This window comes from Streptomyces sp. NPDC050535, from assembly GCF_044457665.1.
Lineage (GTDB): Bacteria > Actinomycetota > Actinomycetes > Streptomycetales > Streptomycetaceae > Streptomyces.
This window is the reverse complement of sequence record NZ_JBITHE010000004.1, coordinates 294162-312502: the sequence shown is the minus strand read 5'-3', so window position 1 is coordinate 312502 and position 18341 is coordinate 294162. Positions and strand designations below refer to the sequence as shown.

Below are 18341 nucleotides of genomic sequence, written 5' to 3'. Positions count from 1 at the left end.
CTGTGTGCCGCCGGTCGGTACTGTCGAGAGTGATCGCAGACTGTCGGAAGTGATCGCCGCTCACTCCCGTGCCCGGTTCGGGGACCCGGGACGGCCGAGCGGAGGGAGGCAGACCGCCGTGACCGTGATCTCCATGAAGTCCGCGCGGGTCGGGGACGGACTTGTCGTCCCCTACGCCGAGGCCGGGTACCCCGACGGCACCCCGGTGGTGTTCGTGCACGGGCTCGCCGACTCCTGGTGGTCCTTCGAGCCCCTCCTGCGGCGCCTCCCGGCGTCCCTGCACGGTTACGCGTTCTCCCAGCGCGGTCACGGCGACGCCGGCCGTCCCGAGGACGGCTACGCACCCGAGGACTTCGCCGCCGACCTGGTGGCCTTCCTCGACGACGTCGGTATCGGCCGCACCCTGCTCGTCGGATCCTCCTCCGGCGGCGTACAGGCCCGTATCGTCGCGGGCAGCCACCCCGACCGCATCTCGGGACTGGTCCTCACCGGTGTCCCCGCCACGCTCGCCGACAAGCCCGCGATGGCCGGAATCCAGCAGGCCGTGGCGGGCTTCTCCGACACCGTTCCCCGCCCGTTCGTCGAGGACCTCATGGCCGAAGCGGTGACCGGCGGGGTCGCCAGGGGGCTCATCGAGACCATGATCGACGAGAGTGTCAAGGTGCCGGCCCGCGTCTGGCAGGAGACCCTGCGCGGCCTGCTGGAGGCCGATCTCCCCGCGACCCTCACCGGCATCCTGGTGCCGACCCTCCTCATCTGGGGCGACCGGGACGCCTTCCTCCCGCGCGGCGACCAACAGGCCATCCTGGACGCCATCCACGGAGCGAGCCTTCTCGTCTACGAGGGCGCGGGCCACGTCGTGCACTGGGAACAGCCCGAACGGGTCGTCGCCGACATCGCCGATTTCGCCGCCCGAATCTCATCACCCGGCACCCGGTGAACGGCGGAGAATCCGGAAACTCGCGACCAAGCTTTCCGGATTTCCTGCCGACGAATTTACGGATCCCCTTTTCCATTCGAGCCGGTCACGCTCCAGAATCAAATGATGTCTCCGCGTCACGCATTCGGTGAATGGGTTTTCAGCGGTTGTGCGCGGGGAATTCGATGGACAGTGCTTCGGACGACAGGCACGTCTGGTGACCGTCCATTCAGCACCCCCCGAGGGAGTTGTGAGCACCATGCCCGTTGCCACCGTCAGCGTGAAACGGCACCCGCACGACGACGCCCCCGACACCGCGGCGGCCTTCGCCCACCTCGCCGGCCTGCCCGACGGGCCGGAGCGACAGGCCCTGCGCGACGAGATCGTCGGGTCGTGGCTGCCCATGGCCCACCGAGTCGCGAGCCGGTACCGAGGCAGGGGTGAGTGCGTGGAGGACCTGAACCAGGTCGCGGCCCTCGGGCTTGTCAAGGCCGTCAACCGCTACGACCCCTCCCTCGGCAACGCCTTCGAGAGCTACGCCGTGCCGACCATCACCGGCGAGATCAAGCGGCACTTCCGCGACCACATGTGGACCCTGCACGTGCCGCGCCGCGTCCAGGATCTGCGCAACCGGGTACGCGCCGCGCTTAGGGACCTGGCCCAGACGATCCCCGGCCGGCAGCCCACCGTCGCCGAGCTCGCCGCGTACGCGCACCTCGGCGAGGACGACGTACGCACCGGCCTCGAGGCACTCGACTGCTTCGCCGCCCTCTCGCTGGACGCCGAACTGCCCGGCAGCGAGAACGGACACGGACTCGCCGACACCCTCGGCGAGTCCGACGCGGGGTTCGACCTGGTCGTCGACCGTGAGGCCGTGAAACCCGCGCTGCGCACGCTCTCCGAACGCGACCGGACGATTCTCTATCTGCGCTTCTTCCGCGGAATGACGCAGAGCGACATCGCACAGGAACTCGGCATTTCGCAGATGCACGTGTCCAGGCTGATCAGCAATTGCTGCACCGCCCTGCGGGAACAGGTACGGACCGGCGCGGTCTGACGCGACGAAAGGCGGCCGGGCGAATTTCACCCGGCCGCCCGGAACGCCGTCGTCACGCGGCTGTCGCCACCACCGCCACCGCGGGCGTCCGCAGAGTGCGCCGGGCCGTGAACAGGCTCGTCCCCAGCGTGACCGCCGTCGCGATCGCGACGATCGTGAGCCAGATGCCGAGGCCCTGGTCCGGCCATACGGCGTCCGTGCGGACCGTGGTGAAGGGGAGGAGCCCGGCGAGCCCCGCCACGGTGCCGAGGAGGACACCGCTGACCGTCACGATCACACCCTCCACGCCGATCATCCCGAGCACCTGGCCCGGCGTCGCACCGGCCAGCCGCTGCTGGCCGAACTCGCCCGCGATAAGTCGTCGCCGCGTAAAGGGAGTTGACCAGCATCACGCACGAGAAGACCACGATGATGCCGACGACCACGAGGTTGAGGGTTTCCAGGTTCTTCGCGTCCACGGACTTCGGAACGCCCGAGGCAGTGATCGCGTCGCTCTCGACCGCCTGCATGTAGAGGGTCGCCGTCGCCATGCCGGTGAAGAGGATCAGCGGCATCAGGACGCCGGACAGTTCGGCGGCCCGGCGGCGCATGTTGCGTACGGCCAGATAGCCGCTCGGGCTTGCCGGCGCGAGCCGGCCGAGCAGCCCCGCCAGCAACCGCGGGGAGAGCAGCGCGAACCCGACGGACAAGAGGATCGCCCCGTACGCGGCGGGTGCCATCAGTGCGGCGTCGGTCGAGGAGACGCCGAAGGTGGCGCAGACCATGACGCCGCCGACGACCAGTGCCGCGTACGCGAAGAACTTCCTTGGGCCGCGCCGGGGTTGACGCCGACGTGTCGTCCGCCGCACCGCGAGGAACGCCGCACCCGCTGCCGCCAGTACCGTGATCCAGATGCCCGACATGAGCGCGATGGGACCGAAGGAGTAGTCCACGGACCGCGAGACCTGACCGCTGTCGTGGAACACGTCCAGCAGAGCCGTCCCGCCGAGCACCGCGGGGCCGATCGCCAGCACCGCGCCCACCAGGGCGACCAGCACAGCCTCCCCGACGACCATCCTCCTGATCTGCGCCGGAGTCGCCCCCGAGCAGCGCAACAGCTCGATCTCATCGGCGCGTTGACGCACGTTGACGGTCAGTGTCGTGGCGATCGCGAAGAACACCAGCAGGGAGCCGTAACCGCCGACCACGCTCGCCGAGGTGGTCAGTGACTCGGAGCTCACGGAGTCGACGCCCGGCTGACCCGCCGTGTCGAGCATCGCGTTGAAGGTCATCACGATCGCCGCGCCGAGGAAGGCGGACAGCAGCGTCGAGACGAAGCGCCCGGGACGCTTCCGGACGGAACGCAGGGCCAGAGTGAACATGGCTCACACCCCCACCATGGTGTCGTCACCCAGGTGCGCCAGACGCTCGGCCACGGCATCGGCCGTCGGCGCCCGCATCCCGCCGGCCAGCCGTCCGTCCGCGAGGAACACGACGGAGTCCGCGTACGAGGCGGCGACCGGATCGTGCGTCACCATGACGACCGTCCTGCCGTGCACCCGCACCGCCTGCTGAAGCAGCCGCAGCACATCCCGCGCGCTGCGCGTGTCGAGGGCGCCGGTCGGCTCGTCCGCGAAGATGATCCGCGGCTCGGTGACCAGCGCGCGGGCGATCGCGACCCGCTGCCGCTGACCTCCGGAGAGCTGATCCGGCAGATGGCCCAGCCGGTCGCCGAGACCGACCGCGGTCAGAGTCGCCCGGGCCCGCGCACGGTCGACGGGCCGCCGCGCGAGCTTGAGCGGCAGCACCGTGTTCTGGGCCACGGTCAGCGTCGGCAAGAGGTTGTACTGCTGGAAGACGAACCCGATCCGGCTGCGCCGGAACCTGGTCAGCTCGGCCTCCCCGCCGCCCGTCATCTCCTGGCCGTCCACCATCACGATGCCGGAGTCCGGCCGGTCGAGCCCGGCCGCGCACTGCAGCAGCGTGGACTTGCCGGACCCCGAGGGCCCCATGACCGCGGTGAAGGTACCCCGGGCCAGCGTGAGCGTCACGCCGTCCAGAGCGGTCACGGCGTTCTCCTCCGCCCCGTAGGTCTTGGTGACCTTGACCAGCCGCAGAGCCTCCGGGGCGGGCCCCGAGTCGTTCGTACGTCGTGCGGTGCGGCGAAACATCGTCATCACTCTCCGTCCGGCACGCCCTGTGCCTCGCCGAAAACGCTACGGAGAGCCGGGCCGGACCACATGGGGCGCAGAACCCGTAAACCGGGGTGTACCCAGCGACACCCGTACGGGTCACCAGAACGCGCAGCCCTCCGCACGGGGCGGGTGCAATGGAGCGGTGACCGCGCCCCCGGACGACTGCCTCGCGCGCAACGAGTGGATCTGCGGCGAGTATCTGAGCACCCGCCGGCAGATCCTCCTCGACGCCGTGGCCCAGCACCTCCAGCTGACCTCGATCGCGGTGCTCATCGCCGTCGTGGTCGCCGTACCGCTGGCCGTCCTCGCCCGCCGCTGGGGCTGGGCCGCCGGACCGGTCCTCGCCCTGACGACGATCCTCTACACGATTCCGTCGCTGGCCATGTTCTCGCTGCTGCTGCCGGTCTACGGCCTCTCGGCGGCGCTCGTCGTCGCGGGACTCGTCCTCTATTCGCTGACCCTGCTCGTACGGAACATCCTCGCGGGCCTGCGGGCCGTCCCCGAGGAGACCCGGCAGGCCGCGCGAGGCATGGGCTACGGGCCGATCCGGCTCCTGCTCACCGTCGAACTGCCCCTTGCCCTGCCCGCCGCCATGGCCGGCCTGCGGATCGCCATGGTCTCGGCCGTGTCGCTGGTGACGGTCGGTGCGATCGTCGGCTTCGGCGGGCTCGGCAACCTCATCTACGCCGGAATGAACACCTACTTCAAGGCCCAGGTGCTCACCGCGTCCGTGCTGTGCGTCATCATCGCGGTCGTCGCCGATCTGCTGCTCCTGGGCGTGCAGTGGCTCATCACTCCCTGGACGAGGGCGGCCCGCGGATGAACACCCTGACGGACGCCTGGGACTGGCTCACCGACGCCGCGCACTGGTCGGGCGCCGACGGCATCTGGCACCGGCTGGGCCAGCACCTCGTCCTGACCGTCGTCTGCCTGGTCATCAGCTGCCTCATCGCACTGCCCGTCGCCCTCGTCCTCGGCCACCTCGGCAGGGGCGGCGCGCTCGCCGTCAACATCTCCAACGTCGGCCGCGCCGTCCCCACCTTCGCCGTACTGGTGCTGCTGCTTCTCACCCCCGTCGGGAACTGGGGCGAGGGCCCCACCGTCGTCGCCCTCGTCCTGTTCGCCGTACCGCCCCTGCTCACCAACGCGTACGTGGGGATGCGCGAGGTCGACCGCAGTGTGGTGCGGGCCGCCCGCGGGATGGGGATGACCGGGCGCCAGATGCTGTGGCGGGTGGAACTGCCCCTCGCGCTCCCGCTGGTCATGAACGGGGTCCGGATCGCCGCCGTACAGCTCGTCGCGACCGCCACCATCGCCGCGCTCGCGGGCGGCGGCGGACTCGGCCGGATCATCACCGCCGGCTTCAACCTGGCGAGCACGCCTCAGGTCGTCGCCGGTGCCGTCCTGGTCGCGGTGTTCGCGCTGATCGTCGAGGGGATCTTCGAGATCGCCGAACGGATGGCACCGAGCTGGGCGAGGGGATCGCGATGAGACGTACGCGATCGTCGCGGCCACCACGTGCGCCTGCCCGACGCCGCCTCGCACTGCCGGCACTGCTCCTGCTGAGCGGCTGCGCCACCGGCCCCTCCCTGGAGAACCAGGACTCGGTCACCGCCCCGCCCGGCGACAGCAAACACCTGACCATCGGGTCGGCCGGATTCACCGAGAGCGACCTCCTCGCCCAGATGTACGCGCTGCTCCTGAACCAGGCGGGCTACAAGACGTCGATGCTCACCGTCGCCAACCGCGAACTGTACGAACCCGCCCTGGAATCGGGCCAGATCGACGTCGTCCCCGAATACGCGGCCACCTTCGCCGACTGGCTGAACGCCAAGGCCAACGGAACCGACGCGCCGCCCGTCGGCTCGCCCGACCTCGACGCCACCATGGCCGCCCTGCGCGAACTGGCCACGCCCCGCGGCCTCACCGTCCTGGACGCGGGCCGGGCGGTCGACCAGAACGCTTTCGCCGTCACCGAGGCGTACGCCCGTCAGCATCACCTCGAGACACTCAGCGACCTGGGGAGATCCGGGTTGAAGGTGCGGCTCGCGGCGGGTGACGAGTGCGTACAACGGCCCTATTGCGAACCGGGGTTGAAGAAGACCTACGGCATCGACATCACCGCCGTCGACCCGAAGGGCGTCGGCACCACACAGGCCAAACTGGCCGTGCGGAACGGCCAGGACCAGATGGTGCTGACCACCACCACGGACGCGACGCTGGGCGACTTCGGGCTCGTCCTGCTCGACGACGACAAACACCTCCAGAACGCCGACTACATCGTGCCCGTCGTCAACCGCTCCCGGGCCGGCAGCGAGGGCGTCACCAAGGCGCTCGGCAAGCTCAACGACGTCCTCACGACAGCCGACCTGGCGTCCATGAACGAGCAGGTGGACAGCTGGCGCCGACTGCCCGAAGACGTGGCGCGGACCTACCTGAAGGAGAAGGAACTGCTGAAGTGACGCCTCCGTGACGCCAGTTACCGAACTGGTGCGGTGAACGGGTTTTCCGCGAGGGCGGGTACCGGTACACCAGGGTCATGGGGGACAACGGGGGAATGCGCCGGACATGGCGGCAGGTATTACGTGAGGCGGTCCTGGGGGCCCGCACCGACACCAAGGCCGACGGGCTCGCGAATCTCGTCGAGCCCGGCCGTGAGAAGGCCTACGAGTGGTTCGGGAACGTCCATCCCAGGCATCAGATGCAATTGCAGCTGCTCTACGGCGAATCACAGCGGGCTTTCGAGTCGCAGACCAGACAGTCGATGCACGTCACCATCGGATGCGTGCTGAGCAACGTCCTGCGTGATCCGCGGCTGATGGGCGAAGAGCCCAACCGCTACCTGGGCGACTATCTCAACAGGGAGATCTCCGGACTGCGGGCGCGCATCGACCAGGACAGCGCGCTGGCCGTCAGCCGCGGCATCAACGTGGGGCTCACCCTGGGCGCGCTCATCAGCATGGTGCTGCTGATCACGCCCCTGCTGGTGGGAGGCGCGGGCTTGCTCGACCTGGTGGGGATCGGGATGGGCTGCACGGACCGGTGGAGTCTTTTGGGCGCCTTCGTGTGCGGGGGCGTCGGCGCGTTCGGCGCGGTGCTCAGCGTCCTCGTACGGCTGCGCAACACCGGCGGGGAACTCTCACGGCGCAGGACCAACGGCGACCGCGGCACCGTCGCACCCGGCCAGATCGCCCGCGGCATGCGCCACGAGGGCGTCTACCGGATCTTCGTCGGCTGGATCCTGGCGCTGGCGGTCTACTTCCTGCTCAGCGCCGGGTTCATCAAGCTGTTCGACATGCCGGCCACCACGGTCGAGATCTGCGCGGGAGACACCGCCGGGCAGGGCACCGCCTTCTGGGGATTCTGGTGTGCCGTCGGCTTCCTGGCGGGCTTCAACGAACGCTGGGCCTTCGGACTCCTGGACCGCTCCAACCGGACCGAGCGGCACGCGGCGTCCGCCGGCCAGGGGTCCGCCGCTCAGGCGTCCGCCACCGAGTCGAAGTCCACCTGACCCCGCGGCACGCCGAGCGCGTCCGCGTCCACCGAACGGCGCAGCGCCTCGTGCAGCTTCGCCGGCGTCAGCACACCGAGGAAGCGCGCCTCGTCGAGCACGGCGACCCAGCCCGCGTCGTGCTGGAGCATCACGCCGAAGGCCTGCTTCAGTGGGGCGCCCACCGGCACCCACGAGTTCATCCGGTGGGCGAGATCGCGGACGGCGCCGCCCGCGCCGAGTTCGTCGACGCCGACCCAGCCGTGCAGATCGCCCTCGGCGTCCAGCACCACGGCCCAGCGCGCGCCCTCCGCGCGCATCCGGGCCGCGGCCCGCTCGGCCGGTTCGTCGAGCCGGACGACCGGCGGCTGTTCGAGGTCGCTCGGCTCGATCTCCGTCACCGACAGCCGCTTCAGCCCGCGGTCGGCGCCCACGAACTCGGCGACGTACGGCGTGGCGGGTGTGCCGAGGACCGCCCCCGGCGTGTCGAACTGCTCGATGCGCCCCTGCCCGTACACCGCGATCCGGTCGCCGAGCCGCACCGCTTCCTCGATGTCGTGCGTGACCAGCAGCACCGTCTTGCGCACGGCCTGCTGCATGCGGAGGAACTCGTCCTGCAACTGCTCGCGCACCACCGGATCGACCGCTCCGAACGGCTCGTCCATCAGCAGCACCGGCGGGTCGGCGGCCAGCGCCCGCGCCACGCCGACCCGCTGACGCTGACCGCCCGAGAGCTGGTCCGGATAGCGCGCGCCGTACGTCTTCGGGTCCAGGCCCACCAGATCGAGCAGCTCGGCCGCCCGTGCCCGCGCCTTGGCCTTCTTCCAGCCGATCAGCGACGGCACGGTCGCCGTGTTGTCGAGGATCGTCCGGTGCGGGAAGAGACCGACCTGCTGGATGACGTACCCGATACGGCGCCGCAGCCGTACCGGGTCGACGGTGGCGATGTCCTCGCCGTTCACGAAGATCTGTCCCGACGTCGGCTCGATCAGGCGGTTGACCATCATCATGGTGGTCGTCTTGCCGCAGCCGGACGGGCCCACGAGCGTGACGAGTTCGCCCTCGGCGACCTCGAAGGAGAGGCCGTCCACGGCGGTCGTCCCGTCCGGATACCGCTTGGTGACCTGTTCGAACCGGATCATTCCCTCACGCTAACCGCGCAGGTCACTCCCCGCTCACCAGCACCACCTCGAGGGTGCGCGGACCGTGCACCCCCTCCACCCGGTCGAGTTCGATGTCGCTCGTCGCGGACGGGCCGGAGATCCAGGTCAGCGGGCGTGTCGGGTCGAGGCGCCCCAGAGCCTGCTGGACCGAGGAGACCACCTGGTCCGGGACGCGTACGACGCAGATGTGGTGGTCGGGTACCAGGGTGATGCGGCGACGGCCCTGGTCGGGGGAGCCGTCGAGCACGAGGGTGCCGGTCTCGGCGATCGCCACCGCACACGCCGTGACCACGCTGTCGACCCCGTCCAGCTCCCGCGCGGTGCTCTCCGCACGGTCGGGGACCTGTTCGACGCCCTTCAGCCAGTGGGACGGCAGCCCCGGCGGCACCAGCACGGTCCGCGAGCCCCGCTCGGCGAGGAGCCGGCCGAGCAGCGTCGGCAGACCCTCGGCGTCCGTCCGGTGCACGACGGCCCGGTAGTCCGCCAGGTTCTCCGCGAGCAGTTCCACCGTCTCCGCGACACTCCGGGCGCCGTGCTCGCGCAGATAGCTCCGCTGAACGGCCTGCTCGTACGGCGTGTCGTCCTGTCGTACGTCCGCGAGCGCGCGCCGCACCCGGCCCAGGATCAGGTCCCTGCTGCTCACTTCGCCGTCTCCTTTCCACCGTTCGTCCGCTGCCACCAGTCGCGGAACGGTTCGGCGGGCAGCGTCGGCAGATCACGGCTCTCGGTCCACGCCCTGCCGGGGCCCGGCACTGTCCGCGGATGGAAGCGGCGGGTGCGCGAGGCGAGCCGCTGGCCGGTGCGCAGGGCGCCGGGACGGGCGAACGTCCAGCGTGCCGCCCGCATCGCCGCCCGCTCGGCCGCGTGGCCCTTGGCGGGCTTGAGCACGACCTTGTTGCCCTGGCTGGTGGCCGTACCGCCCTGGGCGATCCGCTCGCGCAGGTGGACGAGTACTTCCGGGATGTCGATGGCGACCGGGCAGACCTCGTAGCAGGCGCCGCACAGCGAGGAGGCGTACGGGAGTGAGGCGTCGATCTCGCTCGCGGTGCCCCGGAGCTGGGGGCTGAGGATGGCGCCGATGGGGCCCGGGTACACCGAGCCGTAGGCGTGTCCGCCGGCCCGCTCGTACACCGGACAGACGTTGAGGCACGCCGAGCAGCGGATGCAGCGCAGGGCCTGGCGGCCGACCTCGTCGGCGAGCGTGTCGGTGCGGCCGTTGTCGAGGAGGACCAGGTGGAAGGTCTGGGGGCCGTCCTCGTCGGTGGTGCCGGTCCAGGTGCTGGTGTACGGGTTCATGCGCTCGGCGGTGGAGGAGCGGGGGAGGGTCTGGAGGAAGACCTCCAGGTCCTGCCAGGTGGGGAGGATCTTCTCGATGCCGACGACGGAGATCAGCGTCTCGGGGAGGGTGAGGCACATCCGGCCGTTGCCCTCCGACTCGACGACCACCAGGGTGCCGGTTTCGGCGATCATGAAGTTGGCGCCGGAGACGCCGACCTTGGCGCGGAGGAACTTCTCGCGGAGGTGGAGGCGGGCGGCCTCGGCGAGTTCGGCGGGCGTGTCGGTGAGGCCCTCGGGGGCCGGGCGGCCCCACTCGCCCATCTCACGGACGAAGATGTCGCGGATCTCGCCGCGGTTGCGGTGGATGGCGGGGACCAGGATGTGCGAGGGGCGGTCCTTGCCCAACTGCACGATGAGTTCGGCGAGATCGGTCTCGTAGGCGTGGATGCCCTCGGCCTCGAGTGCTTCGTTGAGCGCGATCTCCTGCGTGGCCATCGACTTGACCTTGACGACCTCCGTCTCGCCGGTCGCCTTCACGAGCCCGGTGACGATCCGGTTGGCCTCGTCGGCGTCGGCGGCCCAGTGCACGGTGCCGCCCGCCGCCGTGACCGACTCCTCCAACTGCACGAGGTATTCGTCGAGATGGTGAAGGGTGTGGTCCTTGATCTGCTTGCCCGCCTCGCGCAGCTCCGCCCAGTCCGTGAGCTCCGCGACCGCCTTGGCGCGCTTGGTGCGGATCGTGTGGGTGGCGTGGCGCAGGTTGCCGCGCAGGGTCTGGTTGTGCACGGCCTCGTGCGCCGCTTCCGGGAAGGCCGGCATGCCGACGAAGGTCCCGCTCATGCGCTCGGCTCCGCTTCCGTGCTCGCCAGGATCTCCGCGATGTGGACGGGCCGCATGCCCGTGCGGAGGCGGGACATGGTGCCGCCGAGGTGCATCAGACAGGAGTTGTCGGCGGCGCACAGCACGTCGGCGCCCGTCGACTCGGCGTTGCGCACCTTGTCGGCGCCCATCGCCGCGGAGACGTCGGAGTTCTTGACGGCGAACGTGCCGCCGAAGCCGCAGCACTCGTCGGCCCCGGGCAGCTCCCGGAGCTCAAGTCCCTTGACGGCCTGGAGCAGCCGGTAGGGGCGGTCGCCGAGACCGAGACTGCGCAGCCCGTGACAGGTGGGGTGATAGGTCACCGTGTGCGGGTAGTACGCGCCGACGTCGGTCACGCCGAGGACGTCCACGAGGAACTCGGTGAGCTCGTACGTCTTCGGCACGACCGGCGCGAGCGTGGCCGCGAGGGTGTCCCCGCGCCCCTCGGCACGTGCCCGCTCGCCCATCCGCGGATACAGCTCCCGCACCATCGCGCCGCAGGACCCGGACGGTGTCACGATGGCCTCGTACTCCCCGAAGACATCGGAGAAATGCCGGGCCATCGGCTCGGCCTCGTGGCGGTACCCGGTGTTGTAATGAGCCTGCCCGCAGCAGGTCTGCGCCATCGGGAAGTCCACCTCGACGCCCAGCCTGGTCAGCAGTTTCACCACGGAGCGGCCCGTGTCCGGATAGAGCGTGTCGTTGACACAGGTCAGGAACAGGGCGACACGCATCGCGGCTCCTTGGGGTCGGTCATCGGATGAGTGCAGGGTACGCGGCAGGCGCGTGACACGGGAGGCCTCTTTCACGGGCAGGTGAGCAGCCGTTCCTCCGCGGCGCGCCAGGCCCCGGTGTCACCGCTCGGCTCGTACCGCCGCAACGGCTGTGTACGGGCCAGGAGCCGCCGCATGGACGCCCGGTCGCCGACGAGTCCGTGCGCGCGGGCCTGCACGAGGACGTTGCCCAGTGCCGCCGCCTCCGCCGGGCCGGCCACCACGGGCAGGCCGCAGGCGTCGGCGGTCAGCCGGCACAGCAGCTCGTTGCGGGCGCCGCCGCCGACGATGTGCACGACGTCGACCGGGTGGTCGGCGAGGGACTGGGCCTCCCTGATCGCCCGACGGTGGGCCAGCGCCAGGGAGTCGAGGATGCAGCGGGTGACCTCGGCGCGGGTCCCGGGCACCGGCTGGCCCGACTCCCGGCAGGCGTCGGCGATCCGCGACGGCATCCGGCCCGGCGCCAGGAACGCCGGGTCGCCCGCGTCCACGACGGAGCGCAACGGCGTCACCTCGGCTGCCGCGAGCAGCAGTTCGCCCAGGTCGGGGTCGCCCCATTCGCGCAGGCACTCCTGGAGCAGCCAGAGCCCCATGATGTTCCGCAGATAGCGGACCGTGCCGTCCAGGCCCAGTTCGTTGGTGAAGTTGGCCGCCCGGCTCGCCTCGGTGAGCACGGGCGCGTCCAGTTCCAGACCGGCGAGGGACCAGGTGCCGGTGCAGATGTACGCGAAGCGCTCGCCGGTGGCGGGCACCGCGGCCACCGCCGAGGCGGTGTCGTGCGAACCGACCGTGGTCACCGGGACCGGGCCGGTCAGCCCGGTCTCCTCCAGGACGTGCGGCTGGAGCGTCCCCGCAGGGTCGCCGGGCCGGCGCAACGGCGCGAACAGTCCGAGGTCGATACCCAGTCGCGCCGCGAGGTCGCGGGACCAGTCGCACGTCCGGGGATCGATGAGCTGGGTGGTGGAGGCGTTGGTGAGTTCGGTGCCCGCCTCGCCGGTGAGCCAGTACGCCAACAGGTCGGGGATGAGCAACAGGCGCCGCGCGGAGGCGAGTTGCGGGGAGGAGCGGGCCGCCGTCAACTGGTACAGGGTGTTGAAGGGCGCGTACTGGAGCCCTGTCACCGCGTACAGGTCGGATGCGGGCACCTTCGCCCACACCTTCTCCGCGACACCCTCGGTGCGCCCGTCGCGGTAGTGCACGGGGTTGCCGAGCAGCGCCCCGTCCGCGTCCAGCAGGCCGTAGTCGACCGCCCAGCTGTCGATGCCCACCGAGTCGACCTGCCCTGCGGCCCGCAGGCCTTCCAGGACGCCCGCGTACAGCGCGAGGATGTCCCAGCGCAGCCCTTCGGGGACCCGGACCGGCCGGTTCGGGAAGCGGTGCGCCTCGGCGAGGTCCAGCGAGTCGGGCCCCACGCGGCCGACCATGACGCGCCCGCTGGACGCGCCGAGGTCGACCGCCGCGAAGGACGCCGTCATCGCAGGAACGCGGCTGCGACGCCGGCGTCGACCGGGATGTGCAGCCCCGTGGTGTGCGTCAACTCGCCGCCGGTCAGGGCGAACACGGCGTTCGCGACGTGCTCGGGGAGCACCTCGCGCTTGAGGATGGTCCGCTGCGCGTAGAACTCGCCGAGCTTCTCCTCCTCGATGCCGTACGTCGCCGCGCGCTGTGCGCCCCAGCCGGCCGCGAAGATCCCCGAGCCGCGCACCACGCCGTCCGGGTTGACTCCGTTGACCCGGATCCCGTGCTCGCCCAACTCGGCAGCCAGCAGTCGTACTTGATGGGCCTGGTCGGCCTTGGTCGCGGAGTAGGCGATGTTGTTGGGGCCGGCGAAGACCGCGTTCTTGGAGGCGATGTAGATGATGTCGCCGCCCAGGCCCTGCCTGCTCATCACGCGGGCCGCCTCGCGCGAGACGAGGAAGGAGCCGCGGGCCATGATGTCGTGCTGGAGGTCCCAGTCCTTCGCGGTGGTCTCCAGGAGCGGCTTGGAGATGGAGATACCGGCGTTGTTGACGACGAGGTCGACGCCGCCGAACGCGAGTACCGCCGCCTCGAAGGCCCCGGCGATCTGCTCCTCCGAGGTCACGTCGACGGTCACGGCGACGGCCTTGTCGGGACCGCCCAGCTCGGCGGCGACCTCGGCCGCCCCCTCCGCGTTGAGGTCCGCGACCACGACACAGGCGCCCTCGGCTGCCAGCCGGTGGGCGATCGCCTTGCCGATCCCGCTGCCGGCCCCCGTCACCAGCGCCACCCGGGTGGCGAGCGGCTTGGGCTTCGGCATCCGCTGGAGCTTGGCCTCCTCCAGCGCCCAGTACTCGATGCGGAACTTCTCCGACTCCTCGATCGGCGCGTACGACGACACGGCCTCCGCCCCGCGCATCACGTTGATCGCGTTGACGTAGAACTCGCCGGCCACCCGCGCGGTCTGCTTGTCCTTGCCGAAGCTGAACATGCCGACACCGGGGACCAGGACGATCGCCGGGTCCGCGCCGCGCATCGCGGGGGAGCCGGCGTCGGCGTGCCGGGTGTAGTAGGCGGCGTACTCCTCGCGGTACCCGGCATGCAGTTCGACCAGGCGGGCGACCGCGTCCTCGACCGACGCGGCCGGGGGCAGGTCCAGGACCAGCGGCCTGACCTTGGTACGGAGGAAGTGGTCCGGGCAGGAGGTGCCGAGGGCGGCGAGCCGCGGGTGCTCGGCGCGGGAGACGAAGTCCAGCACCTCCGCGGAGTCGTTGAAGTGACCGACCTGCGGCTTGTCCTGGGAGGCGATCGCCCTGACGTACGGGGCGAGGGCGGCGGCCCGCGCCCGGCGCTCCGGCGCGTCGAGTGCTTCGTAGCCGTCTAGCACCGGGCCGAACGGCTCGGCCTTCCCGCGCTCGGCGAGGAAGGCCTCGGCGGTCCGGATGATGTGCAGCGAGTTGGCCTCGCACTCCTCGGCCGTGGCACCCCACGCGGTGATGCCGTGGCCGCCCAGGACGCAGCCGATCGCCTGCGGGTTGGCCTCCTTGACCGCCGCGATGTCCAGGCCGAGCTGGAAACCGGGCCGGCGCCACGGCACCCACACCACGCTGTCCCCGAAGCACTCGGCGGTCAGCTTCTCACCGTCGGCGGCGCATGCCAGCGCGATGCCCGAGTCGGGGTGCAGGTGGTCGACGTGCGGCGCGTCCACCAGGCCGTGCATGGCGGTGTCGATGGACGGGGCCGCGCCGCCCTTGCCGTGCAGGCAGTAGTCGAACGCGGCGACCATCTCGTCCTCGCGCTCCACGCCCGGGTAGACGCCCTTCAGCGCGTGCAGCCGGTCCAGCCGCAGCACGGCGAGCCCGCCCTCGGTGAGGGTGCCGAGGTCGCCGCCGGACCCCTTGACCCACATCAGCTCGACGTCACCCCCGGTCACCGGATCGGTGTCGGTGCCCTTCGCGGAGGTGTTGCCCCCCGCGTAGTTGGTGTTCCGGGGGTCCGCCCCGAGCCGACGGGACCGAGCCAGCAGAGCGGCGGCTTCGGAATGGATTGCCATGATTCAGTCCTTCACAGGAAAACGTACGTACACGAGGCGCCCCCTCCAGGGGCGCGAGGCCAGACATTGTGCGGCTCCGCCGCGTGGGCGCGACCAGCCACAGACGACCCGCACTCGCCCACCGGCGGAACCCGGCAGACGCAGCGCGGCGACTACGCTCCCCAGCCTGCCTGCTGCCCGCCCACCCGCTCCGCGGCGATCTTCTGCTGCCAGCCGGAACGGGCGTACGCGGCGACCGGGTCGGGGTCGAGGCCCAGCTCCTCCCGCACGGTCGCCAGCAGCGGCCGCACGTCGGTGTTGTACGCGTCCATCAGCACGGCGTTGGCGGCCAGCACGTCCCCGGAACGCTGTGCCTCGCCGAGCGCGTCACGGTCGACGAGGAGCGCCTTGGCCGTCGCCTCCTGGACGTTCATCACCGAACGGATGATCGCCGGGATCTTCGCCTCGATGTTGTGGCACTGGTCGAGCATGAACGCGATGTCCGGCGTGAAGCCGCCGCCGCGGATCACCTCGTACATGATCCGGAAGAGCTGGAAGGGGTCGGCGGCGCCCACCATCAGGTCGTCGTCCGCGTAGAAGCGGGAGTTGAAGTCGAAGCCGCCGAGCTTCCCCTCGCGCAGCAGCGTGGCGACGATGAACTCGATGTTGGTGCCGGGCGCGTGGTGCCCGGTGTCCACCACGACCTGTGCCCTGTCGCCGAGCTTGAGGCAGTGCGCGTACGCGGTGCCCCAGTCCGGCACGTCCGTCGTGTAGAAAGCGGGCTCGAAGAGCTTGTACTCGAGCAGCAGCCGCTGGTCGTCGCCGATCCGCTCGTACACCTTCGCCAGGCCCTCCGCGAGCCGGTCCTGACGCTCGCGGATGTCGTCCTGGCCCGGATAGTTCGTGCCGTCGGCGAACCACAGCTTCAGGTCCTTGGAACCCGTCGCGTCCATGATGTCGACGCACTCGAACAGATGGTCAAGAGCCTTGCGGCGCACCACCGCGTCCGGGTGGCAGATGCTGCCGAGCCGGTAGTCGTCGTCCTGGAAGGTGTTGGAGTTGATCGTGCCCAGCTTCAGACCGCGCTCCTGCGCGTGCTTCGCCAGGGCTGCGTAGTCGTCGACCCTGTCCCAGGGGATGTGCAGCGCGACGGTCGGTGCCGCCCCGGTGAACTCGTGCACCTTCGCCGCGTCGTCCAGCTTCTCGCGTGCGTCGCGCGGCACGCCGGGCTGCGCGAACACCTTGAAACGCGTTCCCGAGTTCCCGTACGCCCACGACGGCGTCTCTACTGCCTGGGTCTTGAGAGCGGCTTTCACCGCGGCGAGCTCGGTCACTTCGGGGCTCCTGTGACATCGGGTCTTGAAGACGGCCTGGAACGCATCAGTCTGAAACGATTCAGAGAGCGAAGCTATGAGCCTCCAGAAGGGCTGTCAACCCTTCTGGCGGGGACTCTTGCCCGTGACTCTCTTGTGACCGCTGGATATCGAAAATTTCGATCCGCACCCATTGACGTGACCTGGGCTACATGTCTAACGTCCCGGCAACCTAGTTGAAACCTTTCACGACGTCGTGAGGCCTCTCCGCCCGCGTCGTTGAGGAGCTTCCATGACCCACCGGTCCGACGCGGGTCCGGCCCCCGTGCTGGCGCTCGAGGACATCTCGAAGTCCTTCGGCGCGGTACGCGCCCTGCGGGACGTGTCCCTGGAACTGTTCCCCGGCGAAGTGCACGCACTCGCCGGCGAGAACGGCGCGGGCAAGTCGACCCTCATCAAGACGCTCGCCGGCGTGCACCGACCGGACGCCGGTCGGGTGCTGCTCGACGGCGAGCCCACCCTCTTCCACGGTCCCGCCGACGCCCGGGACGCGGGCATCGCGGTGATCTACCAGGAACCCACGCTCTTCCCCGACCTCTCGATCGCCGAGAACATCTTCATGGGCCGCCGCCCCCGGCGCTCCCTCGGCCGCATCGACCACAAGGCCACGCACACCGCGACCCTGGCCCTGATGAAGCGCCTCGGCGTCGAACTCGACCCCGAGCGCCCCGCGCGCGGCCTGTCCATCGCCGACCAGCAGATCGTCGAGATCGCCAAGGCCCTCTCCTTCGACGCCCGCGTCCTGATCATGGACGAGCCGACCGCGGCCCTCACCGGCAGCGAGGTGGCACGTCTGTTCGGCGTGGTCCGCACCCTGCGCGAGCAGGGTTCGGCCGTGCTGTTCATCTCGCACCGGCTGGAGGAGATCTTCCAGATCTGTCAGCGGGTGACCACCCTGCGGGACGGCGCCCTGATCTCCAGCGAACCGCTGGAGGGCATGACCGAGGACGATCTGGTACGCCGGATGGTCGGCCGGGACCTCGACGAGCTCTATCCCAAGCAGGACGTCGAAGCGGGCGAGGTGGCGCTGAGCGTACGCCGGCTCACCCGCGAGGGCGTCTTCACCGATGTGTCGTTCGACGTCCGGCGCGGCGAGATCGTCGGCCTCGCCGGACTCGTCGGCGCCGGCCGCACCGAGGTCGCCCGTGCCGTGTTCGGCGTCGACCGGTGGGACGGCGGTGAGGTGGCCGTCGACGGCAAGGCGCTGACGAACGGGGCGCCGTCCATGGCCATGGCCGCGGGGCTGGCCCTCGTCCCCGAGGACCGGCGCGCCCAGGGCCTGGTGATGGACATGTCCATCGAGCGCAACATCGGCCTGACCGGCCTGCGCACGAGCGTCAGGGCCGGGTTCGTGGACCGGGGCGCCGAGCGCAGCCGCTCGCTGGACTGGGCGGTCAGGCTCCAGGTGAAGTACGCCCGGATCGCCGACGCGGTGTCCACACTCTCCGGCGGCAACCAGCAGAAGGTCGTCCTCGCCAAGTGGCTGGCCACCGGCCCGAAGGTGCTGATCGTCGACGAGCCGACCCGAGGCATCGACGTCGGTACCAAGGCCGAGGTGCACCGGCTCCTCGGCGAACTGGCCCGCGACGGGGTGGCCGTCCTGATGATCTCCTCCGACCTGCCCGAGATCCTCGGCATGGCCGACCGCGTCCTCGTGATGCACGAGGGGCGGCTCACCGCGGAGATCCCACGATCCGAGGCCACCGAGGAGTCCGTGATGGCCGCAGCCACCGGGAGGGCCGCCGCATGACGACGACCATCACACG

15 protein-coding genes and 1 pseudogene are annotated in these 18341 nt (G+C 70.5%); 7 read left to right on the top strand and 9 right to left on the bottom strand.

Annotated features, from left to right (window positions below; translation table 11 throughout):
- Nucleotides 1-118 precede the first annotated feature (118 nt).
- Nucleotides 119-940 (top strand): alpha/beta fold hydrolase, encoded by an 822-nt coding sequence (locus ACIBLC_RS12145; protein WP_399210748.1) that lies wholly within the window; start codon nucleotides 119-121, stop codon nucleotides 938-940.
- Between the two features lie 238 nt (nucleotides 941-1178).
- Entirely contained in the window at nucleotides 1179-1976 is a 798-nt protein-coding gene (locus tag ACIBLC_RS12140) for a SigB/SigF/SigG family RNA polymerase sigma factor (protein WP_399210747.1), read from the top strand.
- A 52-nt stretch (nucleotides 1977-2028) separates the two neighbouring features.
- On the opposite strand, the pseudogene ACIBLC_RS12135 reads toward ACIBLC_RS12140, so the two are convergent.
- Together ACIBLC_RS12135 and ACIBLC_RS12130 are read right to left on the bottom strand one after the other, a co-directional pair.
- Nucleotides 2029-3337, bottom strand: a pseudogene (locus tag ACIBLC_RS12135) (FtsX-like permease family protein).
- Between the two features lie 3 nt (nucleotides 3338-3340).
- A complete protein-coding gene (locus tag ACIBLC_RS12130) occupies nucleotides 3341-4132 on the bottom strand; it encodes an ABC transporter ATP-binding protein (RefSeq protein WP_399210746.1) in 792 nt (263 codons plus the stop codon).
- Nucleotides 4133-4292: 160 nt separating this feature from the next.
- Between ACIBLC_RS12130 and ACIBLC_RS12125 the strand changes: the two genes are divergently transcribed.
- The 4 genes from ACIBLC_RS12125 to ACIBLC_RS12110 all read left to right on the top strand — a co-directional run bounded on the left by ACIBLC_RS12125 (nucleotide 4293) and on the right by ACIBLC_RS12110 (nucleotide 7661).
- Nucleotides 4293-4973: an ABC transporter permease gene (locus ACIBLC_RS12125; RefSeq protein ID WP_399210744.1), complete on the top strand. Its 681-nt coding sequence runs from the start codon at nucleotides 4293-4295 to the stop codon at nucleotides 4971-4973.
- Nucleotides 4970-5641: an ABC transporter permease gene (locus tag ACIBLC_RS12120; protein WP_399210743.1), complete on the top strand. Its 672-nt coding sequence runs from the start codon at nucleotides 4970-4972 to the stop codon at nucleotides 5639-5641. The genes ACIBLC_RS12125 and ACIBLC_RS12120 overlap by 4 nt, the downstream gene beginning before the upstream one ends.
- The gene (locus ACIBLC_RS12115) at nucleotides 5638-6612 is read left to right on the top strand and encodes an ABC transporter substrate-binding protein (RefSeq protein ID WP_399210742.1); all 975 of its coding nucleotides are present in this window, start codon (nucleotides 5638-5640) and stop codon (nucleotides 6610-6612) included. Before ACIBLC_RS12120 ends, ACIBLC_RS12115 begins: the two co-directional genes overlap by 4 nt.
- 77 nt (nucleotides 6613-6689) lie before the next feature.
- Nucleotides 6690-7661: a hypothetical protein gene (locus ACIBLC_RS12110; protein ID WP_399210740.1), complete on the top strand. Its 972-nt coding sequence runs from the start codon at nucleotides 6690-6692 to the stop codon at nucleotides 7659-7661.
- Here ACIBLC_RS12110 and ACIBLC_RS12105 read toward each other — a convergent pair.
- From ACIBLC_RS12105 to rhaI, 7 genes are all read right to left on the bottom strand, one after another.
- Nucleotides 7628-8782, bottom strand: coding sequence for an ABC transporter ATP-binding protein (locus tag ACIBLC_RS12105; protein ID WP_399210739.1), 1155 nt, complete (start codon nucleotides 8780-8782; stop codon nucleotides 7628-7630). The genes ACIBLC_RS12110 and ACIBLC_RS12105 overlap by 34 nt on opposite strands.
- 22 nt (nucleotides 8783-8804) lie before the next feature.
- Nucleotides 8805-9446, bottom strand: a complete 642-nt coding sequence (locus ACIBLC_RS12100) for a lactate utilization protein C (RefSeq protein ID WP_399210738.1) — start codon at nucleotides 9444-9446, stop codon at nucleotides 8805-8807.
- Nucleotides 9443-10921, bottom strand: coding sequence for a LutB/LldF family L-lactate oxidation iron-sulfur protein (locus ACIBLC_RS12095; RefSeq protein WP_399210737.1), 1479 nt, complete (start codon nucleotides 10919-10921; stop codon nucleotides 9443-9445). The genes ACIBLC_RS12100 and ACIBLC_RS12095 overlap by 4 nt, the downstream gene beginning before the upstream one ends.
- Nucleotides 10918-11673 carry a (Fe-S)-binding protein gene (locus ACIBLC_RS12090; RefSeq protein ID WP_399210735.1) on the bottom strand — a complete coding sequence of 252 codons (756 nt, stop codon included), beginning with the start codon at nucleotides 11671-11673 and terminating at the stop codon, nucleotides 10918-10920. The genes ACIBLC_RS12095 and ACIBLC_RS12090 overlap by 4 nt, the downstream gene beginning before the upstream one ends.
- Before the next feature lie 71 nt (nucleotides 11674-11744).
- Nucleotides 11745-13187, bottom strand: a complete 1443-nt coding sequence (locus ACIBLC_RS12085) for a rhamnulokinase family protein (protein ID WP_399210734.1) — start codon at nucleotides 13185-13187, stop codon at nucleotides 11745-11747.
- Nucleotides 13184-15223 carry a bifunctional aldolase/short-chain dehydrogenase gene (locus tag ACIBLC_RS12080; protein ID WP_399210733.1) on the bottom strand — a complete coding sequence of 680 codons (2040 nt, stop codon included), beginning with the start codon at nucleotides 15221-15223 and terminating at the stop codon, nucleotides 13184-13186. The genes ACIBLC_RS12085 and ACIBLC_RS12080 overlap by 4 nt, the downstream gene beginning before the upstream one ends.
- A gap of 152 nt (nucleotides 15224-15375) precedes the next feature.
- On the bottom strand, nucleotides 15376-16536 hold the full coding sequence (gene rhaI, locus ACIBLC_RS12075) for an L-rhamnose isomerase (RefSeq protein WP_399210731.1): 1161 nt from the start codon (nucleotides 16534-16536) through the stop codon (nucleotides 15376-15378).
- Nucleotides 16537-16807: 271 nt separating this feature from the next.
- Between rhaI and ACIBLC_RS12070 the strand changes: the two genes are divergently transcribed.
- Complete coding sequence (locus ACIBLC_RS12070) at nucleotides 16808-18325, top strand: sugar ABC transporter ATP-binding protein (RefSeq protein WP_399210729.1); 1518 nt, start codon at nucleotides 16808-16810, stop codon at nucleotides 18323-18325.
- The last annotated feature ends 16 nt before the right edge of the window (nucleotides 18326-18341 follow it).

Coding starts and splice junctions, on each gene's coding strand:
- ACIBLC_RS12140 (WP_399210747.1), top strand. CDS start 1,179: ATGCCCGTTGCCACCGTCAGCGTGAAACGGCACCCGCACGACGACGCC.
- ACIBLC_RS12130 (WP_399210746.1), bottom strand. CDS start 4,132: ATGACGATGTTTCGCCGCACCGCACGACGTACGAACGACTCGGGGCCC.
- ACIBLC_RS12120 (WP_399210743.1), top strand. CDS start 4,970: ATGAACACCCTGACGGACGCCTGGGACTGGCTCACCGACGCCGCGCAC.
- ACIBLC_RS12115 (WP_399210742.1), top strand. CDS start 5,638: ATGAGACGTACGCGATCGTCGCGGCCACCACGTGCGCCTGCCCGACGC.
- ACIBLC_RS12110 (WP_399210740.1), top strand. CDS start 6,690: ATGGGGGACAACGGGGGAATGCGCCGGACATGGCGGCAGGTATTACGT.
- ACIBLC_RS12105 (WP_399210739.1), bottom strand. CDS start 8,782: ATGATCCGGTTCGAACAGGTCACCAAGCGGTATCCGGACGGGACGACC.
- ACIBLC_RS12095 (WP_399210737.1), bottom strand. CDS start 10,921: ATGAGCGGGACCTTCGTCGGCATGCCGGCCTTCCCGGAAGCGGCGCAC.
- ACIBLC_RS12090 (WP_399210735.1), bottom strand. CDS start 11,673: ATGCGTGTCGCCCTGTTCCTGACCTGTGTCAACGACACGCTCTATCCG.
- ACIBLC_RS12085 (WP_399210734.1), bottom strand. CDS start 13,187: ATGACGGCGTCCTTCGCGGCGGTCGACCTCGGCGCGTCCAGCGGGCGC.
- ACIBLC_RS12080 (WP_399210733.1), bottom strand. CDS start 15,223: ATGGCAATCCATTCCGAAGCCGCCGCTCTGCTGGCTCGGTCCCGTCGG.
- ACIBLC_RS12070 (WP_399210729.1), top strand. CDS start 16,808: ATGACCCACCGGTCCGACGCGGGTCCGGCCCCCGTGCTGGCGCTCGAG.